Source organism: Bradyrhizobium sp. 142 (assembly GCF_023074015.1).
GTDB lineage: Bacteria > Pseudomonadota > Alphaproteobacteria > Rhizobiales > Xanthobacteraceae > Bradyrhizobium.
In genome coordinates this window covers 19,661-40,070 of sequence record NZ_JADPKQ010000311.1, presented here as the reverse complement: position 1 = coordinate 40,070, position 20,410 = coordinate 19,661, and the positions used below count along the sequence as shown (strand labels likewise).

Annotated in this window: 18 protein-coding genes; 9 read left to right on the top strand and 9 right to left on the bottom strand. The window is 64.6% G+C overall.

Features of this window, described 5'->3' with window-relative positions; genetic code table 11:
• Positions 1 to 197: 197 nt before the first annotated feature.
• Entirely contained in the window at positions 198 to 1,475 is a 1,278-nt protein-coding gene (locus IVA82_RS28425; RefSeq protein WP_247391060.1) for a flavin-dependent oxidoreductase, read from the bottom strand.
• 128 nt (positions 1,476 to 1,603) lie between these two features.
• On the opposite strand from IVA82_RS28425, the gene IVA82_RS28420 reads away from it, so the two are divergent.
• Complete coding sequence (locus IVA82_RS28420) at positions 1,604 to 2,224, top strand: glutathione S-transferase family protein (protein WP_247391062.1); 621 nt, start codon at positions 1,604 to 1,606, stop codon at positions 2,222 to 2,224.
• A 107-nt stretch (positions 2,225 to 2,331) separates the two neighbouring features.
• Here the strand turns inward: IVA82_RS28420 and IVA82_RS28415 are convergent, their stop codons facing one another.
• Positions 2,332 to 3,255, bottom strand: a complete 924-nt coding sequence (locus tag IVA82_RS28415; protein ID WP_247391110.1) for a LysR family transcriptional regulator — start codon at positions 3,253 to 3,255, stop codon at positions 2,332 to 2,334.
• Positions 3,256 to 3,346: 91 nt separating this feature from the next.
• Between IVA82_RS28415 and IVA82_RS28410 the strand changes: the two genes are divergently transcribed.
• Positions 3,347 to 3,790, top strand: a complete 444-nt coding sequence (locus IVA82_RS28410) for a nuclear transport factor 2 family protein (RefSeq protein ID WP_247391064.1) — start codon at positions 3,347 to 3,349, stop codon at positions 3,788 to 3,790.
• A gap of 279 nt (positions 3,791 to 4,069) precedes the next feature.
• Positions 4,070 to 6,079 (top strand): HAMP domain-containing methyl-accepting chemotaxis protein, encoded by a 2,010-nt coding sequence (locus IVA82_RS28405; protein ID WP_247391066.1) that lies wholly within the window; start codon positions 4,070 to 4,072, stop codon positions 6,077 to 6,079.
• A gap of 70 nt (positions 6,080 to 6,149) precedes the next feature.
• On the opposite strand, the gene IVA82_RS28400 is transcribed toward IVA82_RS28405, so the two are convergent.
• The 3 genes from IVA82_RS28400 to IVA82_RS28390 form a co-directional block, all read right to left on the bottom strand.
• Positions 6,150 to 6,836: a glutathione S-transferase family protein gene (locus IVA82_RS28400; protein WP_247391068.1), complete on the bottom strand. Its 687-nt coding sequence runs from the start codon at positions 6,834 to 6,836 to the stop codon at positions 6,150 to 6,152.
• Positions 6,837 to 6,968: 132 nt separating this feature from the next.
• A complete protein-coding gene (locus IVA82_RS28395) occupies positions 6,969 to 7,295 on the bottom strand; it encodes a hypothetical protein (RefSeq protein ID WP_247391070.1) in 327 nt (108 codons plus the stop codon).
• A 210-nt stretch (positions 7,296 to 7,505) separates the two neighbouring features.
• On the bottom strand, positions 7,506 to 8,636 hold the full coding sequence (locus tag IVA82_RS28390) for a site-specific DNA-methyltransferase (RefSeq protein WP_247391072.1): 1,131 nt from the start codon (positions 8,634 to 8,636) through the stop codon (positions 7,506 to 7,508).
• A gap of 409 nt (positions 8,637 to 9,045) precedes the next feature.
• Here IVA82_RS28390 and IVA82_RS28385 point away from each other — a divergent pair, with 409 nt between their 5' ends.
• Positions 9,046 to 9,978, top strand: a complete 933-nt coding sequence (locus IVA82_RS28385; protein WP_247391074.1) for a neutral zinc metallopeptidase — start codon at positions 9,046 to 9,048, stop codon at positions 9,976 to 9,978.
• A 103-nt stretch (positions 9,979 to 10,081) separates the two neighbouring features.
• Entirely contained in the window at positions 10,082 to 10,645 is a 564-nt protein-coding gene (gene moaB, locus IVA82_RS28380) for a molybdenum cofactor biosynthesis protein B (RefSeq protein ID WP_247391075.1), read from the top strand.
• 276 nt (positions 10,646 to 10,921) lie between these two features.
• On the opposite strand, the gene IVA82_RS28375 is transcribed toward moaB, so the two are convergent.
• Positions 10,922 to 11,881 (bottom strand): helix-turn-helix domain-containing GNAT family N-acetyltransferase, encoded by a 960-nt coding sequence (locus IVA82_RS28375; protein ID WP_247391077.1) that lies wholly within the window; start codon positions 11,879 to 11,881, stop codon positions 10,922 to 10,924.
• 52 nt (positions 11,882 to 11,933) lie between these two features.
• Positions 11,934 to 12,518 carry a glycosyl transferase gene (locus tag IVA82_RS28370; RefSeq protein ID WP_247391079.1) on the bottom strand — a complete coding sequence of 195 codons (585 nt, stop codon included), beginning with the start codon at positions 12,516 to 12,518 and terminating at the stop codon, positions 11,934 to 11,936.
• Positions 12,519 to 12,877: 359 nt separating this feature from the next.
• Between IVA82_RS28370 and IVA82_RS28365 the strand changes: the two genes are divergently transcribed.
• The gene (locus tag IVA82_RS28365; protein ID WP_247391112.1) at positions 12,878 to 13,690 is read left to right on the top strand and encodes an RMD1 family protein; all 813 of its coding nucleotides are present in this window, start codon (positions 12,878 to 12,880) and stop codon (positions 13,688 to 13,690) included.
• Between the two features lie 250 nt (positions 13,691 to 13,940).
• Here the strand turns inward: IVA82_RS28365 and IVA82_RS28360 are convergent, their stop codons facing one another.
• Together IVA82_RS28360 and IVA82_RS28355 are read right to left on the bottom strand one after the other, a co-directional pair.
• The gene (locus tag IVA82_RS28360) at positions 13,941 to 15,128 is read right to left on the bottom strand and encodes an acetate/propionate family kinase (protein ID WP_247391080.1); all 1,188 of its coding nucleotides are present in this window, start codon (positions 15,126 to 15,128) and stop codon (positions 13,941 to 13,943) included.
• A 9-nt stretch (positions 15,129 to 15,137) separates the two neighbouring features.
• Entirely contained in the window at positions 15,138 to 17,552 is a 2,415-nt protein-coding gene (locus IVA82_RS28355; RefSeq protein WP_247391082.1) for a phosphoketolase family protein, read from the bottom strand.
• A gap of 192 nt (positions 17,553 to 17,744) precedes the next feature.
• On the opposite strand from IVA82_RS28355, the gene IVA82_RS28350 reads away from it, so the two are divergent.
• From IVA82_RS28350 to IVA82_RS28340, 3 genes are all read left to right on the top strand, one after another.
• Positions 17,745 to 18,920: a PA0069 family radical SAM protein gene (locus tag IVA82_RS28350; protein ID WP_247391084.1), complete on the top strand. Its 1,176-nt coding sequence runs from the start codon at positions 17,745 to 17,747 to the stop codon at positions 18,918 to 18,920.
• Positions 18,921 to 18,943: 23 nt separating this feature from the next.
• Positions 18,944 to 19,399 (top strand): VOC family protein, encoded by a 456-nt coding sequence (locus IVA82_RS28345; RefSeq protein ID WP_247391085.1) that lies wholly within the window; start codon positions 18,944 to 18,946, stop codon positions 19,397 to 19,399.
• 77 nt (positions 19,400 to 19,476) lie between these two features.
• The gene (locus tag IVA82_RS28340) at positions 19,477 to 20,325 is read left to right on the top strand and encodes a ribonuclease HII (RefSeq protein ID WP_247391087.1); all 849 of its coding nucleotides are present in this window, start codon (positions 19,477 to 19,479) and stop codon (positions 20,323 to 20,325) included.
• Positions 20,326 to 20,410 lie beyond the last annotated feature (85 nt).

Below are 20,410 nucleotides of genomic sequence, written 5' to 3'. Positions count from 1 at the left end.
GGTTTGAGGAGCTCTCCAAAGATGCTATTCATGTATTGCATGCCCGGCCCTTTTCTGTGTCTCGACAACCAGAAAGTATCCGGTTCACGCTGGATTTGCTGGGCATGCGCTGCGGCATAGTGAATCATTCCCGGGACAGCCCTGCCGCAAGCGGGGCGAGGTGAAGAGGCGTTCGCGGCGAATTCTCAGCCAAACCCTCACACCTTCGCGCGCGCATCCGCGCTCACAATCGCAGGCTTCGCATTCAGCGCCTCGACCTGGAAACCCGCGACGCGCTTGTAGTTCGCGGCGATGTCTTCCAGCTCCTGCTGCGACAATACGTCGGTGACGACATCGTAGCCGCCGGGCGCGCGTTCCTCGACCAGTTGCATCACCTGCTCGGGGCCGTTCTTGCGGTTGAGCAGGACGAGACTGGTGGTCGCAGGCCGTCGTTCGGCCTCATAGGCCACGAGCGCCGCATGCGTCGGTCCATGCGCGAGGATCTCGCGGGTAATGACGCGGGCATCGAGGATCGCCTGCGAGGCACCGTTGGAGCCGATCGGATACATCGGATGCGCGGCGTCGCCCATCAGCGTGACTCGGCCGAAGGTCCATTGCGGCACCGGATCGCGGTCGACCAGCGGATATTCGTAGGCGTGCGGACAGTTCTTGATCAAGCTGGGCACGTCGAGCCAGTCGAACTGCCAGCTCTCGAACCACGGCAGAAACTCATCGAGTCGCGCGGTGCGGTTATAATCCTCGCGCCGCCACTGGTAGGTCGGCGGCATGTGGCGCTCGGCAACCCAGTTGATGAGGTGATTACCCGCGGCGTCCGGCTGTTTCGAGATCGGGTAACAGACGAATTTCAGGATCTCGTGGCCGGCCATGATCATGGTGCGGCCGGAGAGAAAGGATTTCGACGGCGTGACGCCGCGCCAGAGGATGCGGCCGTTCCAGATCGGCGGTCCCTCCTGCGGATAGAGCTTTTCTCGCGCGGCGGAATGGATGCCGTCGGCGGCGATCAGCAGCGCGCCATCATAAGTCCCCGCGGCCTTGCCGGTGGCCTTGTCGACGAAGTCAGCGCGCACGCCGTCGGCGGTCTCATTCCAGCCGGTCAAATGATGGCTGGTGAGAATGTTGTCGCTGCCGAGCCGTTCGATCGCGGTGTCGAGCAGGAGCTGCTGAAGCGTGCCGCGATGGATCGAGAATTGCGGCCATTTGTAGCCGGCCTCCAGCCCGCGCGGCTCGCTCCAGATCGGCTTGCCGTGCTTGGAGAAATAGGCGAGCTCGCGGGTGCGCACGCCGCTGGCGTCGAGCTTGTCCATCAACCCGAGCTCGATCAGTTCGCGCACCGCATGCGGCAGCACGTTGATGCCGACGCCGAGCGGCTTGTGCTCGGAGACGCTCTCGAACACCTTTGCCGGGATGCCGATCTGGTGCAGGCTGAGCGCAAGCGTCAGCCCGCCGATGCCGCCACCGGCGATGAGTACGGTCATGTCAGAACCCCTCCAATTGCAGGCGTCTTGGCACAGGCGGGCCGCGGTGGGCAACTGCGAAGAGGAGATCGTGCTATGGACCTTCGGGCCGACAGCCGTTAATTTCCAGCTTTCCCATGAGGTCCGACATGTTCAAGCTCTACTACGCCACCGGCACCTGCGCGATCGCCACCTACATCACCCTGGAGGAGGCCGGCGCCGACTACACGGCCGAGCGGCTCAACTTCAAGGCCAACCAGCAGAACAGCCCGGACTATCTCGCGATCAACCCGAAGGGTCGCGTGCCGGCGCTGGTCACCGATCGCGGCGTCCTGACCGAGACGCCGGCGATGCTGGCCTACATCGCGCAAAGCTTCCCCAAGGCGAAGCTCGCGCCGCTCGACGACCCCTTCGACTTTGCGCAGGTGCAGTCGTTCAACTCATACCTCTGCTCGACCGTGCACATCAACCATGCCCACAAGGTGCGCGGCGCGCGCTGGGCGAGCCAAGAGAGCTCGTTCGCCGACATGAAGGCGATGGTCCCGAAGACCATGGGCGCCTGCTTCGCGCTCATCGAGCAGAAGATGTTCAGGGGGCCATGGGTGATGGGCGAGCAGTACACGATCTGCGATCCCTACCTTTACACCCTGTCGACCTGGCTCGAAGGCGACAGCGTCGACATCAACGCGACGCCGAAGGTCGCGGATCACTTCAAGCGCATGTCGGATCGCCCCGCCGTGCGCAAGGCGATGGACGCGCAGAAGGGGTGAGCCTTTTCGTTTGTAGGGTGGGCAAAGGCGCGTAGCGCCGTGCCCACCATTTTTTTGAAGCTACGACAGAAGTGGTGGGCACACTTCGCTTTGCCCACCCTACAAAGCTATCCCGCGCGCCGTGCTTTCTTCTCCAGCCCCCGACCCGTCTCCAGCATCAGCCGCCTCAGCCAGATCGAACCGGGGTCCATCTGCGCGCGGGTCGGATAGAACATGAACTGCTCGTCGATGCCAGGGTCGAGCGGCGGCGTCACGACGGCAAGCCCGAGCTGTTTTGCCAGCGCCGCGATCAGCCGGCGCGGGACGAAGGCGACGAGGTCGGTGCGGGCGGCGACATGCAGCGCTTCGAGATAGCCGGGGACGACGAGAGCAATGTGCCGCTCGATGCCCTTGCTGCGCAGCCAGGTGTCGATCAGGTCCTCCGGCTGGCCGCGGATGATCACGCCGACATGGCGCGCGGCCAGGAAAGTCTCGCGCCGCTTCAGCTTGGCGCCGGCGGGATGGCCGCGCCGCACCGCCAGCGCGTCGCTGTCGGTGTAGAGCAGCTGGCGGTGAAAGCCCTTGAATGCGTTGCCGATCGAGATCACGAGGTCGATGGTGCGGGCGAACTCGGCGTGGAAGATCGCCGGTCCCCGCCACGGCACGACGTCGATGCGGACGTTGGGCGCGGTCTGCGTCACCTTCTCCATCAGCGGCGGCATCAATAGCTCGACCGCGAGGTCCGGCATCATCAGGCGGAATTGCCGCTCGCTGCGCGCCGCGTCGAATTCATCTGATACGAACAGCCCGCGCACCTGATCGAGCGCCTGCGCCAGCGGCGCGCGCAGTGCTAACGCCCGCGGCGTCAGCTCCATCCGCGCGCCGGTGCGCACCAGCAGCGGATCGCCGAAGATGTCGCGCAGGCGCTGCAGCGCGTGGCTCGCGGCCGGTTGCGACAGGCCGATCCGCAAGGCGGCGCGGCTGACATTGACCTCGCGCAGCAGCGCGTCGAGCGCGGTCAGGAGATTGAGGTCGAGCGAATTCAAATTCATGGGGTGAATAGATAGCATATTATCTATCGATTTGAAGAATTTTGGTTCGGCGGCGATGATCTGCGCGATGTCACTACACGGAGATGCCGCCATGAGCGCGAGCGCCAACAAGAAACTGATGCAGGATATTTTTGCCGCCGCCGCCAACCCCGATCCGGCCGCACGCGACCGGGGGCTGTTCACCACGAGCCTCGCCGACGACGCCAAATGGATCGTGACCGGCCAGTATTCCTGGTCGCGCACATTCTCGGGCAAGGAGTCGATCCTCAACGACCTGCACGGCTATGTGCGCACGCGGCTTCGCGACCGGACCCGAACGGTCGCGCACCGCTTCATCGCCGACGGCGACATCGTCGTCGTGGAGGCCAAGGGCGACAACGTCACGCCCGAGGGCGTGCGTTATGACAACGACTACTGCCTCGTGTTCCGCCTGGCGGACGGCAAGATCAAGGAGATCCGGGAATATTGCGATTCAGTCCTCACGGAGCGGGCGCTGGGGCCGTTTCCGCAAGCGGCCCTCAGCACCACGAACTGATCGCGCCGAGGAGCAACGCGGTGGCGGCCGGCACCTGCGGCCTGCCATCGCGTTGACGCGAGATTCCTGCGCATCTGCTTACAAAATCAGCAGATTCCGTCAGCTTTCCAGAAGTTCGTGCGAACAAAAGAAGGATACGATTAAGAAGTGTCGACCATTGTGTGCTCCGCAGCATGAGTGGTCCCAGGGGCGATCCTGATGGCTGCAAGGGTGACCGATGGCGAATACCGGAAGGCATTCGGCAGCCCTAATTTTCTTGCTTCTGGGTGGACAGTGGGAATGCCGAACTTTCGTTTGCGGATCAGAGGTCGTCTTTATGCCGGGTTTACGGCTCTCGTAGCGGTCGGACTGGCCATGGCCGTGACCGCGGTCTGGAATCTCCGTGCGGTCCAGGATCAGGTCGCAAGACAATCCGCCCTTTCTGACAGTACCGCGCGGGTCCTGGAGATATCGACCCATCTGCAGGCGATCCAGCGGGCCAATCTGCGATACATTTACGACGGCAGCGAGCCTGCGATGAAGGAGGCTGCCGAACGCGAGACCGCGGCGACCGAGCTGTTGCAGGTCGGGGCGAAAGGCACGGCTTCCGAGGAGCGGCGGAAGCTCTACGACGGTCTCATCGCCGACATCGCAAAGATGCACGCCCTGCGTGACAATTTGGGCGACGCCGTCAATGAGGCGAGAACGGGCAAGGCGACGCTGCTGCCGAGTGGCGACGAATTGACCGTCAAGATGGGCAAGCTGGTCGATGTGGCGCGCGCAGCCGTCGATGAAGATACCGCGGCCCTCGTCGCGGACCTCGAATCCCGGCTCCTTCTTGTTCAAATCGCGAACTGGCGTTTCCTGGCCATGCGCGACGTCAAGGGGCCCGCCAACTTCAGAACAAATGTGGACAGGGCATCACAGCGGCTCGCCGCGCTCGAAAAGAGCCCACAGGCGGCGGAATTGCGAGCCACGCTCGCGCCGGTGAAGACCTCGCTCGGAATCTACAAATCCGCGTTCGAGACGACATCCGCCGCGATGCTTCAGGCCGACGAGATCTACCACAAGAACCTCGCACCTCTCATCGTCGACAGCATCGGCAGGCTCAAGGCCGCGGAAACCACCTTGAAGAAGGACTACCGGGATTCACGCAGCACCGCCGAAGCTGTAATCGCCGGCACGACCTCGGTTCAGGAGGTCGCCGGCGGCCTCGCCATCCTGTTCGGCAGCATCGTTGCCTTCCTGATCGCCCGCAGCATCGTCGGGCCGCTCGCCGCGATGACGCGCGCGATGGGGCTGCTTGCCGGCGGCAATCTCGAAGTCGGGATTCCCGGACGCGGCAAGGCCGACGAGATCGGCGACATGGCGAAGGCGATCCAGGTGTTCAAGGACAGCATGGTCGAGACCGAGCGTCTGCGCCACGAGCAGATCGAGGTCGAGGCACGGCAGGCGGAGAGCCGCAAGGCCGACATGGTCAGGCTCGCCGATCAGTTCGAGCAGGCGGTGGGCGAGATCGTCAACACCGTGTCCTCGGCTTCAGGCGAACTCGAAGCCTCCGCCGGCACGCTGACCGCGACCGCGGCGCGGGCCCAGGATCTGTCGACGGACGTCGCATCGGCTTCCCAGGAAGCGAGTGCCAACGTCCAGGCGGTGGCGTCCGCGACCGAAGAGCTCTCCTCCTCGGTCGGCGAGATCGCCCGCCAGGTGCAGGAATCGGCGCGAATCGCCGGCGAGGCTGTCGGCCAGGCGAGCCGGACCAACCAGCGGGTCGGCGAGCTCTCCAAGGCGGCCGCGCGGATTGGCGACGTGATCGAGCTGATCAGCACGATCGCCGGCCAGACCAACCTTTTGGCGCTGAACGCCACCATCGAGGCGGCGCGCGCGGGCGAGGCCGGCCGTGGATTTGCCGTGGTCGCCTCCGAGGTCAAGGCGCTGGCCGAGCAGACCGCAAAAGCCACGGGCGAAATCGCCCAGCAGGTCTCCGGCATCCAGGCGGCAACGGAGGAGTCGGTCGGCTCGATCCGGGAGATCAGCGGCACCATCGAGCGTCTCTCGGAAATCGCCTCGACCGTTGCGGCTGCCGTGGAACAGCAGGGCGCCGCCACGCAGGAGATCTCCCGCAACGTCCAGCAGGCCGCCCACGGCACCCAGCGGGTCTCGACCAATATCGGCGACGTGCAGCGCGGCGCATCCGAAACCGGCTCGGCTTCCTCACAGGTGCTGTCGGCGGCGCGCTCGCTGTCGGCCGACAGCAACCGGCTGAAGCAAGAGGTCGGCAAGTTCCTGAGCTCAATCCACGCCGCCTGACCGGCGCAGACGTCTCAAAAGCAAAAGTCCACGCGCATGCGCGTGGACTTGAAATCGTGCCGTCGCAGGATCAGGCCACTTTGGTCGTCATGTGCTTGAACATGTTGCTGCGGGCCTCGTCGTCCATCTCGGCCTTGAAGGTGAACTTGTCCTTCAAGGCGATCGCGCGTGCCGCCGCAGGCCGTGCCGAGATCTCGTCGACCAGGCGCTTCACGTTCGGATATCGCGCAAAGGCATCGTCGCCGAGCTTGAACGGCACCATCCGCGCCCAACCCCACAGCGCCATGTCGACGATCGAATAATAATCGCCGACCATATAGCGGCGGCCTTTGAGGTGACCGTCGAGAATCTTGTAGTGGCGATCGGTCTCGTATTGGTAGCGGTTATGGGCGTAGTCGTGGTTCTGGTCCTTGGGCGCGAAATGCTTGAAGTGCACGGCCTGACCCGAATACGGCCCGACGCCTGTGGCAATGAACATCAGCCATGACAGCGTCTCACCGCGGATGGCGGGAACGGGCAGGAATTTGCCGGTCTTCTCGGCGAGATAGAGCAGGATGGCGTTCGAGTCGAAAACGATGGTGCCGTTGTCGTCGATCGCCGGCACCTTGCCGTTCGGATTGATCTTGAGGAATTCCGGCGCGAACTGCTCGCCCGTGCGGGTGTCAATCTTCACCGGCTCGAACGGCAGGCCGGTCTCTTCGAGATAAAGCGCGACCTTGGTCGGGTTCGGCGATCCGTTGAAGTAGAATTTGAGCATCGTTTGTCTCCCCAATTCCTGTTGCCGGGCGCGAACGCAGCATCATCGCCGCGCAGGCGGCCCCTTCTGCCAAAAGCTTGTCCGGGAGCGCAACCGGCGAGTTTGCCGGGTGGCATCTGCGCGCCGCGCAGATCAGCCGGGATAGACGAGGCCGATCGCCGCCGCGATGACCATGGCAGCGCCGACGGCCTCGAGCCGCAAGGCCAGCCGCGTCGCCGTGTGCATATTGGACGCTTGCGTGGCGCGCTCCGATCCCCGCGCATAGCCGTGAACGATGACGTCGTGATTGAAATTGTCGTGCGCTTCGTTGCTGCTGGCCAGTCCGACACAGACCACCAGCACGCCGAAGAGGGCGAGGCCGAAAAAACCGAGCAGGCCGATCAGGAACATCGGAAACATGCCGACGAGGAAGATCGGCAGCAGCGGCACCAGCAGCAATGTCTCGGACTGTCGTCGCATGGGAGCCGGCCGGTCGGGGCGGGAGCGATGATGCTATCGCAGTTCCAGCGGCGGCGGTGTTCAACAAGTCGTCATTCCGGGGCGCGAGCAAAGCGAGCGAGCCCGGAATCCATCGAACGTCTGAACATGCGGTCCAATGGATTCTCAAATGCGCAATTGCGCATCGTAGTTCTCGCTTCGCGAGCCCCGGAATGACGGGAGATAGAGACGCTACTCCGCCGCCATGCCGGCGCGGATCTCGGCGCGTAGCTCGTCGATCAGCTTGAGGCCCTTCTTGGTCTCGACGTGCCAGAAAGTCCAGCCGTTGCAGGCGGCCGAACCCTGCGCCACTGCACCCATGCGGTGGATCGAGCCGACCTTGTCCCCGAGCATGATGGCGCCGTCGGCGCGGACCAATGCCCCTAACTTCTTCTTGGCGTCGAACAGTTTCGTGCCGGGCATGATCATGCCGCGCTCGATCAATTCGGAGAACGCGACCCGCGGCGCTTCGCGCGCGGTCATGAACGGGGCGAGGCTGTCCTCCGGCAGCGGCTCGACCGCGGCGATGCGCATCTCGGCCGCCTTGGCGTAGGCCTTGTCGCGCTCGAAGCCGATATAGGAGCGGCCGAGACGCTTGGCGACCGCGCCGGTGGTGCCGGTGCCGTTGAAGGGATCGATCACGAGGTCGCCGGGCTTTGACGACGACAGCAGCACGCGCGCGAGCAGGCCTTCCGGCTTCTGCGTCGGATGAACTTTCTTGCCGTCGGCACCCTTGAGGCGCTCCTCGCCGGTGCAGAGCGGAATCAGCCAGTCCGAGCGCGCCTGCACGTCCTCGTTGGCCGCCTTCAGAGCTTCGTAGTTGAACGTGTAGCCCTTGGCCTTCTCGTCGCGCGCGGCCCAGATCATGGTCTCGTGCGCGTTGGTGAAGCGGCGGCCGCGGAAGTTCGGCATCGGGTTGGTCTTGCGCCAGACGATGTCGTTCAGGAGCCAGAAGCCGAGGTCCTGCATGATCGCGCCGACGCGGAAGATGTTGTGATAGGAACCGATCACCCAGATCGTCGCCGACGGCTTCATCGCGCGGCGGGCGGCGAGCAGCCAGGCGCGGGTGAAATCGTCATAAGCCGAAAACGAATCGAATTTGTCCCAGTCGTCATTGACGGCATCGACGTGGGATTCGTCGGGACGCTTGAGATCGCCCTTGAGCTGGAGATTGTAGGGCGGATCGGCGAACACGAGGTCGACCGAACCGGCCTGAAGCTTCGACATCTCGGCGACGCAATCGCCGAGGACGATGCGATGCGATGCGGATTCAAAATTTGTGCGGGGCGCCCTTGCAGACGCCCCGCGACGCGACTCTACCATGACTCAAGAACTCTGACTCAGGCGACGCTGTCGGCGACGCGGGACCAAACAACCGACTGACCGTTACATTGAAGCGGCAAAGTAAAAATCGACTTAACCCGCTACTTTTGTGAGCAGGCACCACATCGCAAGTTGCGCCCGGTTTGTTGCGCGTATTCTCCGTGTTTTACAGTGTATTTCGCACTTCTTCGCGTTGCGGGAGCAGCTTGAGCCCTAAAAGAACTGCAATTTCTCTCGGAAAAAATTGCACGACCCTCGGAAAATATTGCTGGCATCGGCACGCTGTCGCACTAGGCAATTTTTGCCGAGCACGATATTGATGAATGCAACGGAAATTTTACATGTGTGGCCGTTGGGCTTTCGCGCTTCTGCGCCCAGATGATGCCGGCAAGGACTGAGGGAAACCGCCATGCGCTACGATGATTTCCGCCGCAGCGACGACATCGAGGATCGTCGCGACGATGGCGGCGGCGGTGGTGGAGGAGGCGGGTTCGGCCTGCCCATGGGTGGCGGCGGGCTTGGCATCGGCACCGTCATCGTGCTCGGCTTGATCGGCTACGCCTTCGGCATCGACCCGCGCATCCTGATCGGCGGTGCCGAGATCCTCACCGGCGGCGGCCAGGCGCCGACCTACCAGACCGATCGGCAGGCGTCCTCGGGCAAGCGCGGCGCGCCGACCGACGAGATGGGCAGCATGATCTCCGGCGTGCTCGGCGAGATCGACGATCGCTGGAGCGAGATATTCCAGGCCAGCGGCCAGAGCTATGCCGGGCCGAAGATCGTGCTGTTCCGCAACGCCACCAATGGCGGCCGCTGCGGCATGGCGCAGTCGGCGATGGGCCCATTCTATTGTCCGCCGGACCGCACCATCTTCCTCGACACCGGCTTCTTCCGCGAGGTCGAGACGCGCTTCCGCGGCTGCTCCGGCAATGCCTGCAAGTTCACGGCCGCCTACATCATCGCGCATGAAGCCGGCCATCACATCCAGAACCTGCTCGGCATCATTCCGCGGGTGACGCGGCTGCAGCAGCAGGCCGGCAGCAAGGCCGAGGCCAATGCGCTGCAGGTCAAGGTGGAGCTTCAGGCCGATTGCCTGTCGGGCGTCTGGGTCAACCGCGAGGAGAAGAAGCGTCCGGGCTTCCTGGAAGCCGGCGACATCGACGCCGCCCTGACCACGGCGACCGCGATCGGCGACGACACGCTGCAGCGCCAGGCGACGGGCAGGGTGGTGCCGGATTCCTTCACCCACGGCTCGGCCGCGCAACGCAAGCAATGGTTCATGACCGGCTATAAGCAGGGCACGGTGCAGGCCTGCAACACATTCGGCAGCGGGGCGTTGTAGACTGGCTGTACGTCATCCCCGGACCCTCCGGCCCATCCTTCGAGGCGCGCAAGGGCGCGCACCTCAGGATGACGTCGGTGGATGGGCAAGGAGGTATCAAGCGATGGCATCGATCGACGAGTCAAAACAGTTCGTCCCGCTCAACATTGCGGTGCTCACGGTCTCCGACACGCGCGCACTCACCGACGACAAGTCGGGCCAGACGCTCGTTGATCGCCTCACGGGCGCCGGCCATCACCTCGCCGCGCGCGCGATCGTCACCGACGACATCGAGGCGATCCGCGCCGTCATTCGACGCTGGATCGCCGATGCCGGTGTCGACGTCGTCATCACCACCGGCGGCACCGGTTTTACCGGGCGCGACCTTACGCCCGAGGCGATCGAGCCGTTATTCGAGAAGCGCATGGACGGCTTCTCGATTGCATTCCACATGTTGAGCCACGCCAAGATCGGGACCTCGACGATCCAGAGCCGCGCCACCGCCGGCGTCGCCGGCGCGACCTACATCTTCTGTCTCCCCGGTTCTCCCGGCGCCTGCCGCGATGGCTGGGACGGCATCCTGGCCGCCCAACTCGACTACCGCACGCGCCCCTGTAATTTTGTGGAGATCATGCCGCGGCTGGATGAGCATCTGCGAAGGGCGAAGGCAAAAGGCGCGACGGTGTAGTTGTGTCTTCCTTCTCCCCTCATGTCCGCCGAAGCTTTAGCGAAGGCGGATGTGGGAGAAGGTGGCATAGGCGGCCTTCGGCCGCCGTCCTTAAGAACGCCGAAGCGAAGCTTCGGCTACGGCGCCGGATGAGGGTTGTTTCAGCGAATTCACTGCAAAAGATTCATGCGCGGAGACAAACCCCTCACCCAAGCGAGTTCGTGTCTCCCAGCATCGCTGCCCTCTCCCACAAGGGGCGAGGGCATATTCATGCGCATCTCGCCCGTTGCGAGAACGCTACAGGTTCCGCTCCCAGGTCTCGCCGATCAGATTCTGGCCAAAACTGCGGTGCGGTTCGGTGGCGACGAGCTTGAAGCCGGCGCCTTCATAGATGTGCCGTGCGGCAACGAGGATGCTCTGCGTCCACAGCGTCATTCGCCGATAGCCGCAGGCGCGTGCGAAGCTGACGCATTCGGCCACCAGCCGCTGGCCGAGGCCCTGCCCGCGCGCCGCCGGATCGAGCAGCAAGAGGCGCAGCTTGGCGACATCGTCGCTCGCCTTGACCAGAAACACCGAGCCGACCGGGCGGCCCTCGATGTCGGCGATCCAGCAGCGCTCGCGCGAGCCGTCGTAGGAGGTCATGTATTTGGCGACGATCTCGGCCACCAGCGCCTCGAAGCCGGAATCGAAGCCATATTCGCTGGCGTACAGCGCGCCGTGGCTCTGCACCACCCAGCCCATGTCGCCGGGGCGGGGCTCGCGCAGGATCGCGCGCGGGGCCGGCGTGCGCGGCAGACCGAGCAGCCGCTCGATCGCCTCCATCGCGCCGGTCAGGCGCGTGCGGTCCTCGGCCGGCAGGGCTCGCAGCATCGCGGCGACGTCCTCCTGCGTCACGCGATCGAGTTTGGCGAAGGCCTGGCGGCCCTTTGCGGTCAGGCTCAGCTGGTATTGCCGGCGGTCGGTTGCGAGCGGCTTGCGTACGATCAGCCCGCTCTCGTCGAAGTTCTGCACGATGCGGCTGAGATAGCCGGCATCGAGCCCAAGGGCGACGCCGATCTCCTTGGCCGATTGCTCGCCGCCATGCGCGAGCTCGTAGAGCACGCGCGCCTCGCTCAACGAGAACGGCGTCTTCAGCAGCTGCTGGTCGAGCACGCCGAGCTTGCGGGTGTAGAAGCGGTTGAAGGCGCGAACCGCCTGAACCTGGTCATCGCAGACCTGATCGGTCGCAGAGCTTGATGGCGAAGGGCTTGCTGGCATGGGACACCTCGATACTTGCCATTGTCAATCAAATATTTGACGTTGGCAAGTATCAGGTGGCTCGCCCCACTATCACGATCCGGCTGCGCAGCATGGTCCGGGAGGAGCGGCCAAGCCGTCGCAAAAGCCGCGCCTCGGAACGGCGCGCCTGGGGCGGGTAGCCGCCGATCCGGTCATAGTGATCACGCCCGATCAAAAGTCCCTGATCGCCCAGCGGGCCGATCAGCATGCGCGCCACCGCGCGGAGCATGTGGCGGAATCCGGTATCGCTGTAAGGCGAGCGTGCGTAGCGGAACACCGCCGCGCGATCCCGGCCACTCGTCGAGACGGCCTGGATGAACTGGGTGGTTTCTTCGATCCAGCCGGTTTCAAGCACGGCGCCGGCGCGGAGGAACATCAGCCAGGGAGAACGGGCCTGAAGCGCGCCGGCGGCAAGCGCGGCGCCTGGCGAGGAGCCTTCATAGCCGATGAAACGGCAGCCAGCGACATCGGCAACGCGCTCGATGACGCCGTTGCGGGTGCCGTCGACCAGGAGGACCTCCCGGATGACCCCCGCAGCGGCACCGGGTACCAGCGCGGCCAGAGTTGCGACCGCAGTCTGCTCGACGCCTTCGGTCGGAATGATGACGCTCAGCATGATCGAGGCTTCAGGCTCTCAAATTCGGGAGAAGCGTAGCTTATAATAATGTTGTCATAAACACGTTGCGGTTCCGAGCGCAACGCTCGACGGCGCTTTCGGGTTCAATGGTAAACCTCCGCCAGTGATCAGCCAAATGTGTCGCGTACGGGTAACAAGATTGCCGAATGTTCGGGCAGGTGCAGGCGATGACCCTAGGAAACCGGATATCGCCGCCGCGATTGTCGAGCATCGGCCGGTTATACGATCGCGAGCATCGACGTCTCGATCGGCGGCCTGGACGGGAAAAACCTGCAATGATGGAAAGCGGCCCTATCAAACAGGATGTTCGTGTGAACGCCGATCAACCCTCCGTTGGCATGGCGCCAGCATCGCGGAAGCAGGACGCCGCGCCGACGTTGCGGATCCGCGCCTTGATGCTGGGCGACCGCATCAATGCCTCGGGGCTTGAGATCGGCACGCTGGTGTCCTCGGCGCCCGCGGCCTTCCGCGTCCACACGGGCCTTGCCGTGATCTTCCGTTACGGTGTCGTGGTGCTGATCGGGTTGCTCCCTTCGGAGGAAAAGATCCTCATCGACAGCCTGAAGCCGCGGGTGATCGGCGAGTTCAGGCCCTACGAGGAGGAGACTGCGCAGGCGCAGCTCTGCAACGACGAGAACGCCGAGGCGATCCAGCCGGGCGGGCCGATCTGCCTGGCCAAATTCTCCGACGACCGGCTGCTGCTGGTTGCGGACGCGCTTGCCAAGAGCACCTCGCTGGCGCGCGACGAGCGGCGCGTCGCCGCCGTATTCGACGTCATCGAGCCCTTCGCGCGGGAGCTCGCCGAGCGCGGCCGCACTCCGCGCCGGCGCAAGGGCATTTTGCAGCTGATCGGTAACGCGCTGCTGGTGCAGCAGCGCGTCGCCGGCCGCGTTGCGATTGCCGAGAAGCCCGACGTGCTCTGGGAGAAGCCCGAGCTCGACCGGCTCTATTCCCGTCTCGAGGACGAGTACGAATTGAAGGAGCGTCTCGACACCCTCGAGCGCAAGCTCACCGCCGTATCGGAGACCGCCAACGCGCTCACCGACATCATCGATACCCAGCGCTCGCTGCGGCTCGAAGTGGCCGTGGTGGTGCTGATCGTGATCGAAGTCGCGATCGGCTGCTTCCAGATTTGGTCGGGGACGCACTAAACAAGACGAACGAGCCGCTCGGTCAATCCAGCCCGCGAGCGAGATGCATGTGATTGTGCCCTCGCCCCTTGTGGGAGAGGGCAGCACCGCAAGGAGACACGAACTCGCTCGGGTGAGGGGGTCTGTCTCCGCGCGCGGATTTGGAGATGTGAGCGCGGACAGAACCCCTCATCCGGCGCTTCGCGCCACCTTCTCACACAAGGGGAGAAGGAAGGTCAGAGCGGCCGACCGTATTTCATTTCATTACCTCCTAAGCTTTCATGGCCTGCAGCACCGCGGCGCAATGCCGCGCAATCATGAGCTCCTCGTCGGTCGCGATGACGAACACATCGACGGCACTGTCGCGGCCATTGATACGATCGTGCGCCGCATCGTTGGCAACGGCATCGATGCGCACACCGAGCCAGGCGAGACGCTCGCCGATCTCGCTTCGAATCTCCTTGCTGTGCTCGCCGATGCCGCCCGTGAAGACCAGACAATCTATCCCCTGGAGCGTGGTCGCCATCATCGCGATGTCCTGCGCCGCGCGGAAGGTGAAGAGATCGATAGCCTCCCGCGCCGCAGCCTCGCCGCTTGCAAGCAGCGTGCGCATGTCCGCGGAGAGGCCGGACACGCCGAGCAGGCCACAGTCGTGATAGAGCAGGTGCTGCACCGCCTCGGCCGACATCTTCTCGTGCTGTTGCAGATAGAGCAGAACGCCGGGATCGATCGCGCCGCAGCGCGTGCCCATCACGAGGCCATCGAGCGGGGTGAAACCCATCGTGGTGTCAACGCTGCGGCTGTTGCTCAGGGCGCAGAGGCTCGCGCCATTTCCGAGATGCGCGATAATGGTGCGTCCCGCGGCCAGCTCCGGCGCGATCTCGGCCAGACGTCCTGCGACATATTCGAACGAGAGGCCGTGAAATCCGTAGCGGCGGATGCCGCGCTCCTCATAGCGCTTCGGAATGGCGAAGCGGCTCGCCGGCGGCCTCAGACCATGGTGGAAAGCGGTGTCGAAACAAGCGATTTGCCTCAACGCAGGCCGGATCGCCTGGATGGTGTGGATAGGCGCGAGACAGAGCGGTTGGTGCAGCGGCGCCAGCGGCGTCAGCGCTTCAAGCTTCGCGTAGACATCTTCCGTCAATTCGGCCGGACCGGAATAGTCCGGGCCGCCGTGGACGATGCGATGGCCTACGGCACGCAAGTGGCGACCACCAAAATGCCCTTCGATAAAGGCGAGCACGTCGGCGAACAGATGATCGCTGTCGGTATCTGATCCTGTCCGTTGCTTTTCGAAGAGATCCTCGCCCGCCGGGCTCTTCACGATGAGCCGGGGCGTCGTCTCGTGCTCGTCGAGCAGCCCCTTGCAAAGCAAGGCGGGATCGGTCCCCGACAGCTCGAACAGGCCGAACTTGATGCTGGACGAACCAGAGTTGAGAGCGAGGACCGCGTCGGACATGGCTTGATGTCAATTGCCTGCTTCGGCCGGAGTCTTGCCGCCCGCGCTGTTGTGCCAGACCCAGTCGCGAATCTCCGGCATGTCTTCGCCGTGCTCGCGCACATAGTGTGAATGCGCGATCAGCGCGTCGCGGAATTGCTGTTTGACCTGCGCGGCCCTGGTCGCGAGCCCAGGGACACGCTCGATCGCCTCGATCGCCAGATGAAAGCGGTCGAGCTCGTTGAGCACGACCATATCGAACGGCGTCGTCGTGGTGCCTTCCTCGGCAAAGCCGCGCACATGCATGCCGGCATGATTGGTGCGGTTATAGGTCAGCCGGTGGATCAGATAGGGATAGCCGTGATAGGCGAAGATCACCGGCTTGTCGCGCGTGAACAGGCTGTCGAAGTCGCGATCGGACAGCCCATGCGGATGCTGCTCCTTTGGTTGCAGCGTCATCAGGTCGACGACGTTGACGACGCGGATCTTCAGCTCGGGCAGCGCCTTGCGCAGCAGGTCGACGGCGGCGAGCGTCTCCAATGTCGGCACGTCGCCGGCGCAGGCCATGACCACGTCGGGCTCGCGAGTTGCGTCTTCGGTACTCGCCCATGTCCAGATGCCGAGGCCGGCACCGCAATGGGTGGCGGCGTCCTGCATCGAGAGCCATTGCGGCGCCGGCTGCTTGCCGGCAACGATGACGTTGATGCGGTTATAAGTGCGCAGGCAGTGGTCGGCGATCCACAGTAGCGTATTGGCGTCCGGCGGAAAGTAGATGCGGACGATATCGGCCTTCTTGTTGGCGACGAGATCGACGAAGCCGGGGTCCTGGTGGCTGAAGCCGTTGTGGTCCTGGCGCCAGACATGCGAGGTCAGGAGATAGTTGAGCGATGCGATCGGGCGCCGCCACGGCAGATCGCGCGTGACCTTGAGCCATTTGGCGTGCTGGTTGAACATGGAATCCACGATGTGGATGAAGGCCTCGTAGCAGGAGAACAAGCCGTGCCGGCCGGTGAGCAGATAGCCTTCGAGCCAGCCCTGGCAGAGATGCTCGCTCAACACCTCCATCACGCGGCCGTTCTGGGCGAGGTGCACGTCGTAAGGCTCGGTCGGCTCCATCCAGACGCGTTCAGTGGCCTCGAACACCGCGTCGAGCCGGTTTGACGCGGTCTCGTCCGGTCCCATGATGCGGAAGTTGCGCTCCTGTGCGTTGAGGCGGATGACGTCGCGCAGGAATCTGCCGAGTTCGCGCGTCGCTTCGCCGGTGACGCCGCCAGGCCGGGGCACCTCGACCGCGAAGCTGCGGAAGTCCGGCAGCTTCAGCTCTTTCTTCAGCAGCCCGCCATTGGCGTGCGGATTGGCGCCCATGCGGCGGTTGCCTTCGGGATTCAGCGCCTGCAGCTCGGAGGCGAGCGCGCCGTTCGCGTCGAACAGCTTTTCCGGCTCGTAGCTGCGCATCCAGTCTTCGAGCACTTTGAGATGCGCTGGATTCTCGCGGCAGGAGGAGACGGGCACCTGATGGGCGCGCCAAAAGCCCTCGACCTTGAGCCCATCGACTTCCTTGGGGCCGGTCCAGCCCTTCGGGCTGCGCAGCACGATCATCGGCCAGCGTGGCAGCTCGACCGCCTTGCGGCCGTCGCGGGCGTGCTGCTGGATCGAGCGGATGCTGGCGAGCGCGACGTCGAGCGCATCGGCCATGGTCCGGTGCATCAGCTTGGGATCGTCGCCCTCGACGAACAGCGGCTCGTGGCCGAGCCCGCGGAACAGCTCGCGGATCTCCGCGTCGCGCATCCGCCCCATGACAGTGGGATTGGCGATCTTGTAGCCGTTGAGATGAAGGATCGGCAGCACCGCGCCGTCCTGCGCCGGGTTCAAGAACTTGTTCGAGTGCCAGCTCGCCGCGAGCGGCCCGGTCTCGGCCTCGCCGTCGCCGATGACGCAGGCGACAATCAGGTCGGGATTGTCGAACGCCGCGCCATAGGCATGCACCAGTGCGTAGCCGAGTTCGCCGCCTTCGTGGATCGAGCCCGGCGTTTCCGGCGCGGCGTGGCTCGGGATGCCGCCGGGGAAGGAGAACTGCCGGAAAAGCTTGCGCAATCCGTCCGTGTCGCGCCCGATGTCGGGATAGATCTCGCTGTAGCTGCCTTCGAGATAGGTGTTGGCAACCATGCCCGGGCCGCCATGGCCGGGACCGCAGACATAGATCATGTCGAGGTCCAGCGTGCGGATGACGCGGTTGAGATGGGCGTAGATGAAGTTCAGCCCCGGCGTCGTACCCCAATGGCCGAGCAAACGCGGTTTGATCTGCTCGGGCCGCAACGGCTCGCGCAGCAACGGGTTGTCGAGGAGATAGATCTGGCCGACGGAGAGGTAGTTTGCGGCACGCCAGTAGCGATCGAGCAGATCGAGGTCGCTGCTCGCCGCGGCCGATTGTCGTTGATTTGTCATGTTCCTGCCGACTTTCACCCAGCGATCGTCACCAACCATGTTCCGGCGCGATCGATCCCTGCCGGATCGCCGGACCTGGATGTTGCGTGAGGTCAAAGGCGCGCGCCCGAACATTGGGCAGCGCTACTGTGCGTGGGGTTGTTTTCGCGTTCTCGTTCTTGATTTGTTCCTGCCGCATGCTATCTTGGCTTCATGAGTCGAGCATCCTCTCGTGCCCTCAAGCACCCGCCGGTCACGGCGCCCTCCGAGCCGGCGGGTGCGCCTTCAGATATTCCTGCCGCTTTCCCCGAGCTTGCCGTCGCGATCGACCGCGAGCGCAGGCGAGGGCGGGGCGCGCAATCCAACGCCAGCGGCCGCTTCGAAGCCGAGGCGCGCGTCGCCTTCGACGACGGCTGGCAGAGCCTGGATGAGCTGCCGCCGTTCAAGACCACGGTCGGGCTCGACACCTCGCGCAAGGTGATCACTCGCAACGAGTCCCCCGATATCGGTTTCGACCGCTCCATCAATCCCTATCGCGGCTGCGAGCATGGCTGCGTCTATTGCTTCGCACGGCCAACGCACGCCTATCTCGGCCTGTCGCCGGGGCTCGACTTCGAGTCAAAACTGTTTGCCAAGCCCGAGGCGCCGGCGCTGCTCGAGAAGGAGCTCGCCGCGCCCGGCTACGAGCCGCGGATGATCGCGATCGGCACCAACACCGATCCCTATCAGCCGATCGAGCGCGAGCGCAAAATCATGCGTGGCATTCTGGAGGTGCTGGAGCGTGCCGGCCACCCCGTCGGCATCGTCACCAAGTCGGCGCTGGTGACACGCGACATCGATATTCTCGCGCGGATGGCCAAGCGCAGCCTCGCCAAGGTCGCGATCTCGGTGACCTCGCTCGATCCGAACCTGGCGCGCACCATGGAGCCGCGGGCCTCGACGCCGCCGAAGCGGCTGGAAGCGCTGAAGCAGCTGTCGGATGCGGGCATTTCGACCACGGTCATGGTCGCGCCCGTGATCCCTGCGCTGAACGATTCCGAGATCGAGCGCATCCTGGATGCAGCGGCCCATGCAGGCGTCAAGGAGGCCTCCTACGTGCTGTTGCGGCTGCCGCTCGAAGTCCGCGATCTCTTCCGCGAATGGCTGATGGCGAACTATCCGGACCGCTACCGCCACGTCTTCACCCTGATCCGCGACATGCGCGGCGGTCGCGACTACGATTCGAAATGGGGCGAGCGGATGAAGGGCACCGGCCCGATGGCCTGGACCATCGGCCGCCGCTTCGAGATCGCCTGCGACAGGCTCGGCCTCAACAAACGGCGCGCGAAGCTGACGACGGATCATTTTGCCAGGCCGAAGCGGAACGGCGATCAGCTCAGCCTGTTCTAGAGGGAACGTGCACGAGGCGTATCATGAGTAAGGAATTGCCGACGCCGGTGCCGCGGCTGACCGTCATCACGCTGGGTGTAAGCGACATCCGCGCCAGCATTGCCTTTTATGACGCGCTCGGTTTCTCGCGCCGACTAAAGGCGACCGGCGAGGCCGTCGCGTTCTTCGACACCGGCGGTCCGGTGCTCGCGCTGTTTCCCTGGGATCAACTCGCGGCTGACGTGACTTTGCCGGACCAGCCGAGGTCATCAACGTTCCGCGGGATGACGCTCGCCTGGAACTGCCGGAGGCGCGAGGAGGTCGACACGGTGCTGGCCTTCTCGGTCGAGAAGGGTGCGACGCTGTTAAAAGCGGCGCATGAGACCAACTATGGCGGTTATTCCGGCTATTTCGCCGACCCCGATGGTCATCCCTGGGAGGTCGTGGTCGCGCCTGGCATTGATGTCGGCCAGGACCGGCGGGTGCATCTGACGGACTAACGCTGCCCGCTTGAATAACGGGAATTGTCCGGGGTTCCCTGTTGCGCGGACCCGACCGCTTGCGCAGGATCCCGGCCATGATTCGGGACAAGTCCGCCAACAAGCCGGCCAAGAAGGCCACGCCTCGGAAGCCTGCGAAGACCACGGTTGGCAAGGCCGAGGCCAGCAAGACCGAGGCCGGCAAGAGCGCAGCCAAGACGGGCATTATCGCCATCGCCCCGCCGAGCTTCCGCCGCGAGCGCGCGCTGATCAAGCGCGGGGTCTGGCCGGTGGCGGGCTGCGACGAGGCCGGCCGCGGGCCGCTCGCCGGGCCGGTGGTCGCGGCCGCCGTGATCCTCGATCCCGCCCGTATCCCGCGCGGCATCGACGATTCCAAGCGGCTGACGGCGGAAGAGCGCGAAAGACTGTTCGACAAGATCTGCGCGACCGCGCAGGTCTCCGTCGTCGTCGCCTCGCGCTCCCGGATCGACCGCGACAATATCCTGCGGGCCTCGCTGTGGGCCTTGAAGCGTGCGGTGGGCGCGCTGCCCGAGGCGCCCCGCCACGTCTTCGTCGACGGCCGCGACCGGCTCGATACGGCGTGCGATTGCGAGGCTGTGATCGGCGGCGACGGCATCGTCCTGTCGATTGCGGCGGCCTCGATCATTGCCAAGGTGACGCGCGACCGGCTGATGTGCGCGCTGGCGCAGGACTGCCCGGGCTACGGTTTCGAGCAGCACAAGGGCTACGCCGTTCCGGACCACCTCGACGCGCTCGACCGCCTCGGCCCCTCCGTCCACCACCGCAGCTTCTTCGCCCCCGTCGTCGCCGCCCGCGCCAAGCACATGCCCTGGACCGTCGAGCCGATCCCGGACTTGTTCGCGGTGACCGAGGTTGACGCGGAGCTGGAAGCGGACGTCGAAATCGACGCTTCAGCGAGGCTCTAGGGTCTCGTCCCGCAGCTTCCGCATCGTCATGGCCGGGCTTGACCCGGCCATCCACGTCTTTGCCGCCTGCTCCGAAGAACGTGGA

What these genes read in the sequence shown, in the direction of transcription:
- IVA82_RS28425 (WP_247391060.1), bottom strand. Translation starts at nt 1,475, where the DNA reads ATGACCGTACTCATCGCCGGTGGCGGCATCGGCGGGCTGACGCTTGCG.
- IVA82_RS28420 (WP_247391062.1), top strand. Translation starts at nt 1,604, where the DNA reads ATGTTCAAGCTCTACTACGCCACCGGCACCTGCGCGATCGCCACCTAC.
- IVA82_RS28415 (WP_247391110.1), bottom strand. Translation starts at nt 3,255, where the DNA reads ATGAATTTGAATTCGCTCGACCTCAATCTCCTGACCGCGCTCGACGCG.
- IVA82_RS28410 (WP_247391064.1), top strand. Translation starts at nt 3,347, where the DNA reads ATGAGCGCGAGCGCCAACAAGAAACTGATGCAGGATATTTTTGCCGCC.
- IVA82_RS28405 (WP_247391066.1), top strand. Translation starts at nt 4,070, where the DNA reads ATGCCGAACTTTCGTTTGCGGATCAGAGGTCGTCTTTATGCCGGGTTT.
- IVA82_RS28400 (WP_247391068.1), bottom strand. Translation starts at nt 6,836, where the DNA reads ATGCTCAAATTCTACTTCAACGGATCGCCGAACCCGACCAAGGTCGCG.
- IVA82_RS28395 (WP_247391070.1), bottom strand. Translation starts at nt 7,295, where the DNA reads ATGCGACGACAGTCCGAGACATTGCTGCTGGTGCCGCTGCTGCCGATC.
- IVA82_RS28390 (WP_247391072.1), bottom strand. Translation starts at nt 8,636, where the DNA reads ATGGTAGAGTCGCGTCGCGGGGCGTCTGCAAGGGCGCCCCGCACAAAT.
- IVA82_RS28385 (WP_247391074.1), top strand. Translation starts at nt 9,046, where the DNA reads ATGCGCTACGATGATTTCCGCCGCAGCGACGACATCGAGGATCGTCGC.
- moaB (WP_247391075.1), top strand. Translation starts at nt 10,082, where the DNA reads ATGGCATCGATCGACGAGTCAAAACAGTTCGTCCCGCTCAACATTGCG.
- IVA82_RS28375 (WP_247391077.1), bottom strand. Translation starts at nt 11,881, where the DNA reads ATGCCAGCAAGCCCTTCGCCATCAAGCTCTGCGACCGATCAGGTCTGC.
- IVA82_RS28370 (WP_247391079.1), bottom strand. Translation starts at nt 12,518, where the DNA reads ATGCTGAGCGTCATCATTCCGACCGAAGGCGTCGAGCAGACTGCGGTC.
- IVA82_RS28365 (WP_247391112.1), top strand. Translation starts at nt 12,878, where the DNA reads ATGGCGCCAGCATCGCGGAAGCAGGACGCCGCGCCGACGTTGCGGATC.
- IVA82_RS28360 (WP_247391080.1), bottom strand. Translation starts at nt 15,128, where the DNA reads ATGTCCGACGCGGTCCTCGCTCTCAACTCTGGTTCGTCCAGCATCAAG.
- IVA82_RS28355 (WP_247391082.1), bottom strand. Translation starts at nt 17,552, where the DNA reads ATGACAAATCAACGACAATCGGCCGCGGCGAGCAGCGACCTCGATCTG.
- IVA82_RS28350 (WP_247391084.1), top strand. Translation starts at nt 17,745, where the DNA reads ATGAGTCGAGCATCCTCTCGTGCCCTCAAGCACCCGCCGGTCACGGCG.
- IVA82_RS28345 (WP_247391085.1), top strand. Translation starts at nt 18,944, where the DNA reads ATGAGTAAGGAATTGCCGACGCCGGTGCCGCGGCTGACCGTCATCACG.
- IVA82_RS28340 (WP_247391087.1), top strand. Translation starts at nt 19,477, where the DNA reads ATGATTCGGGACAAGTCCGCCAACAAGCCGGCCAAGAAGGCCACGCCT.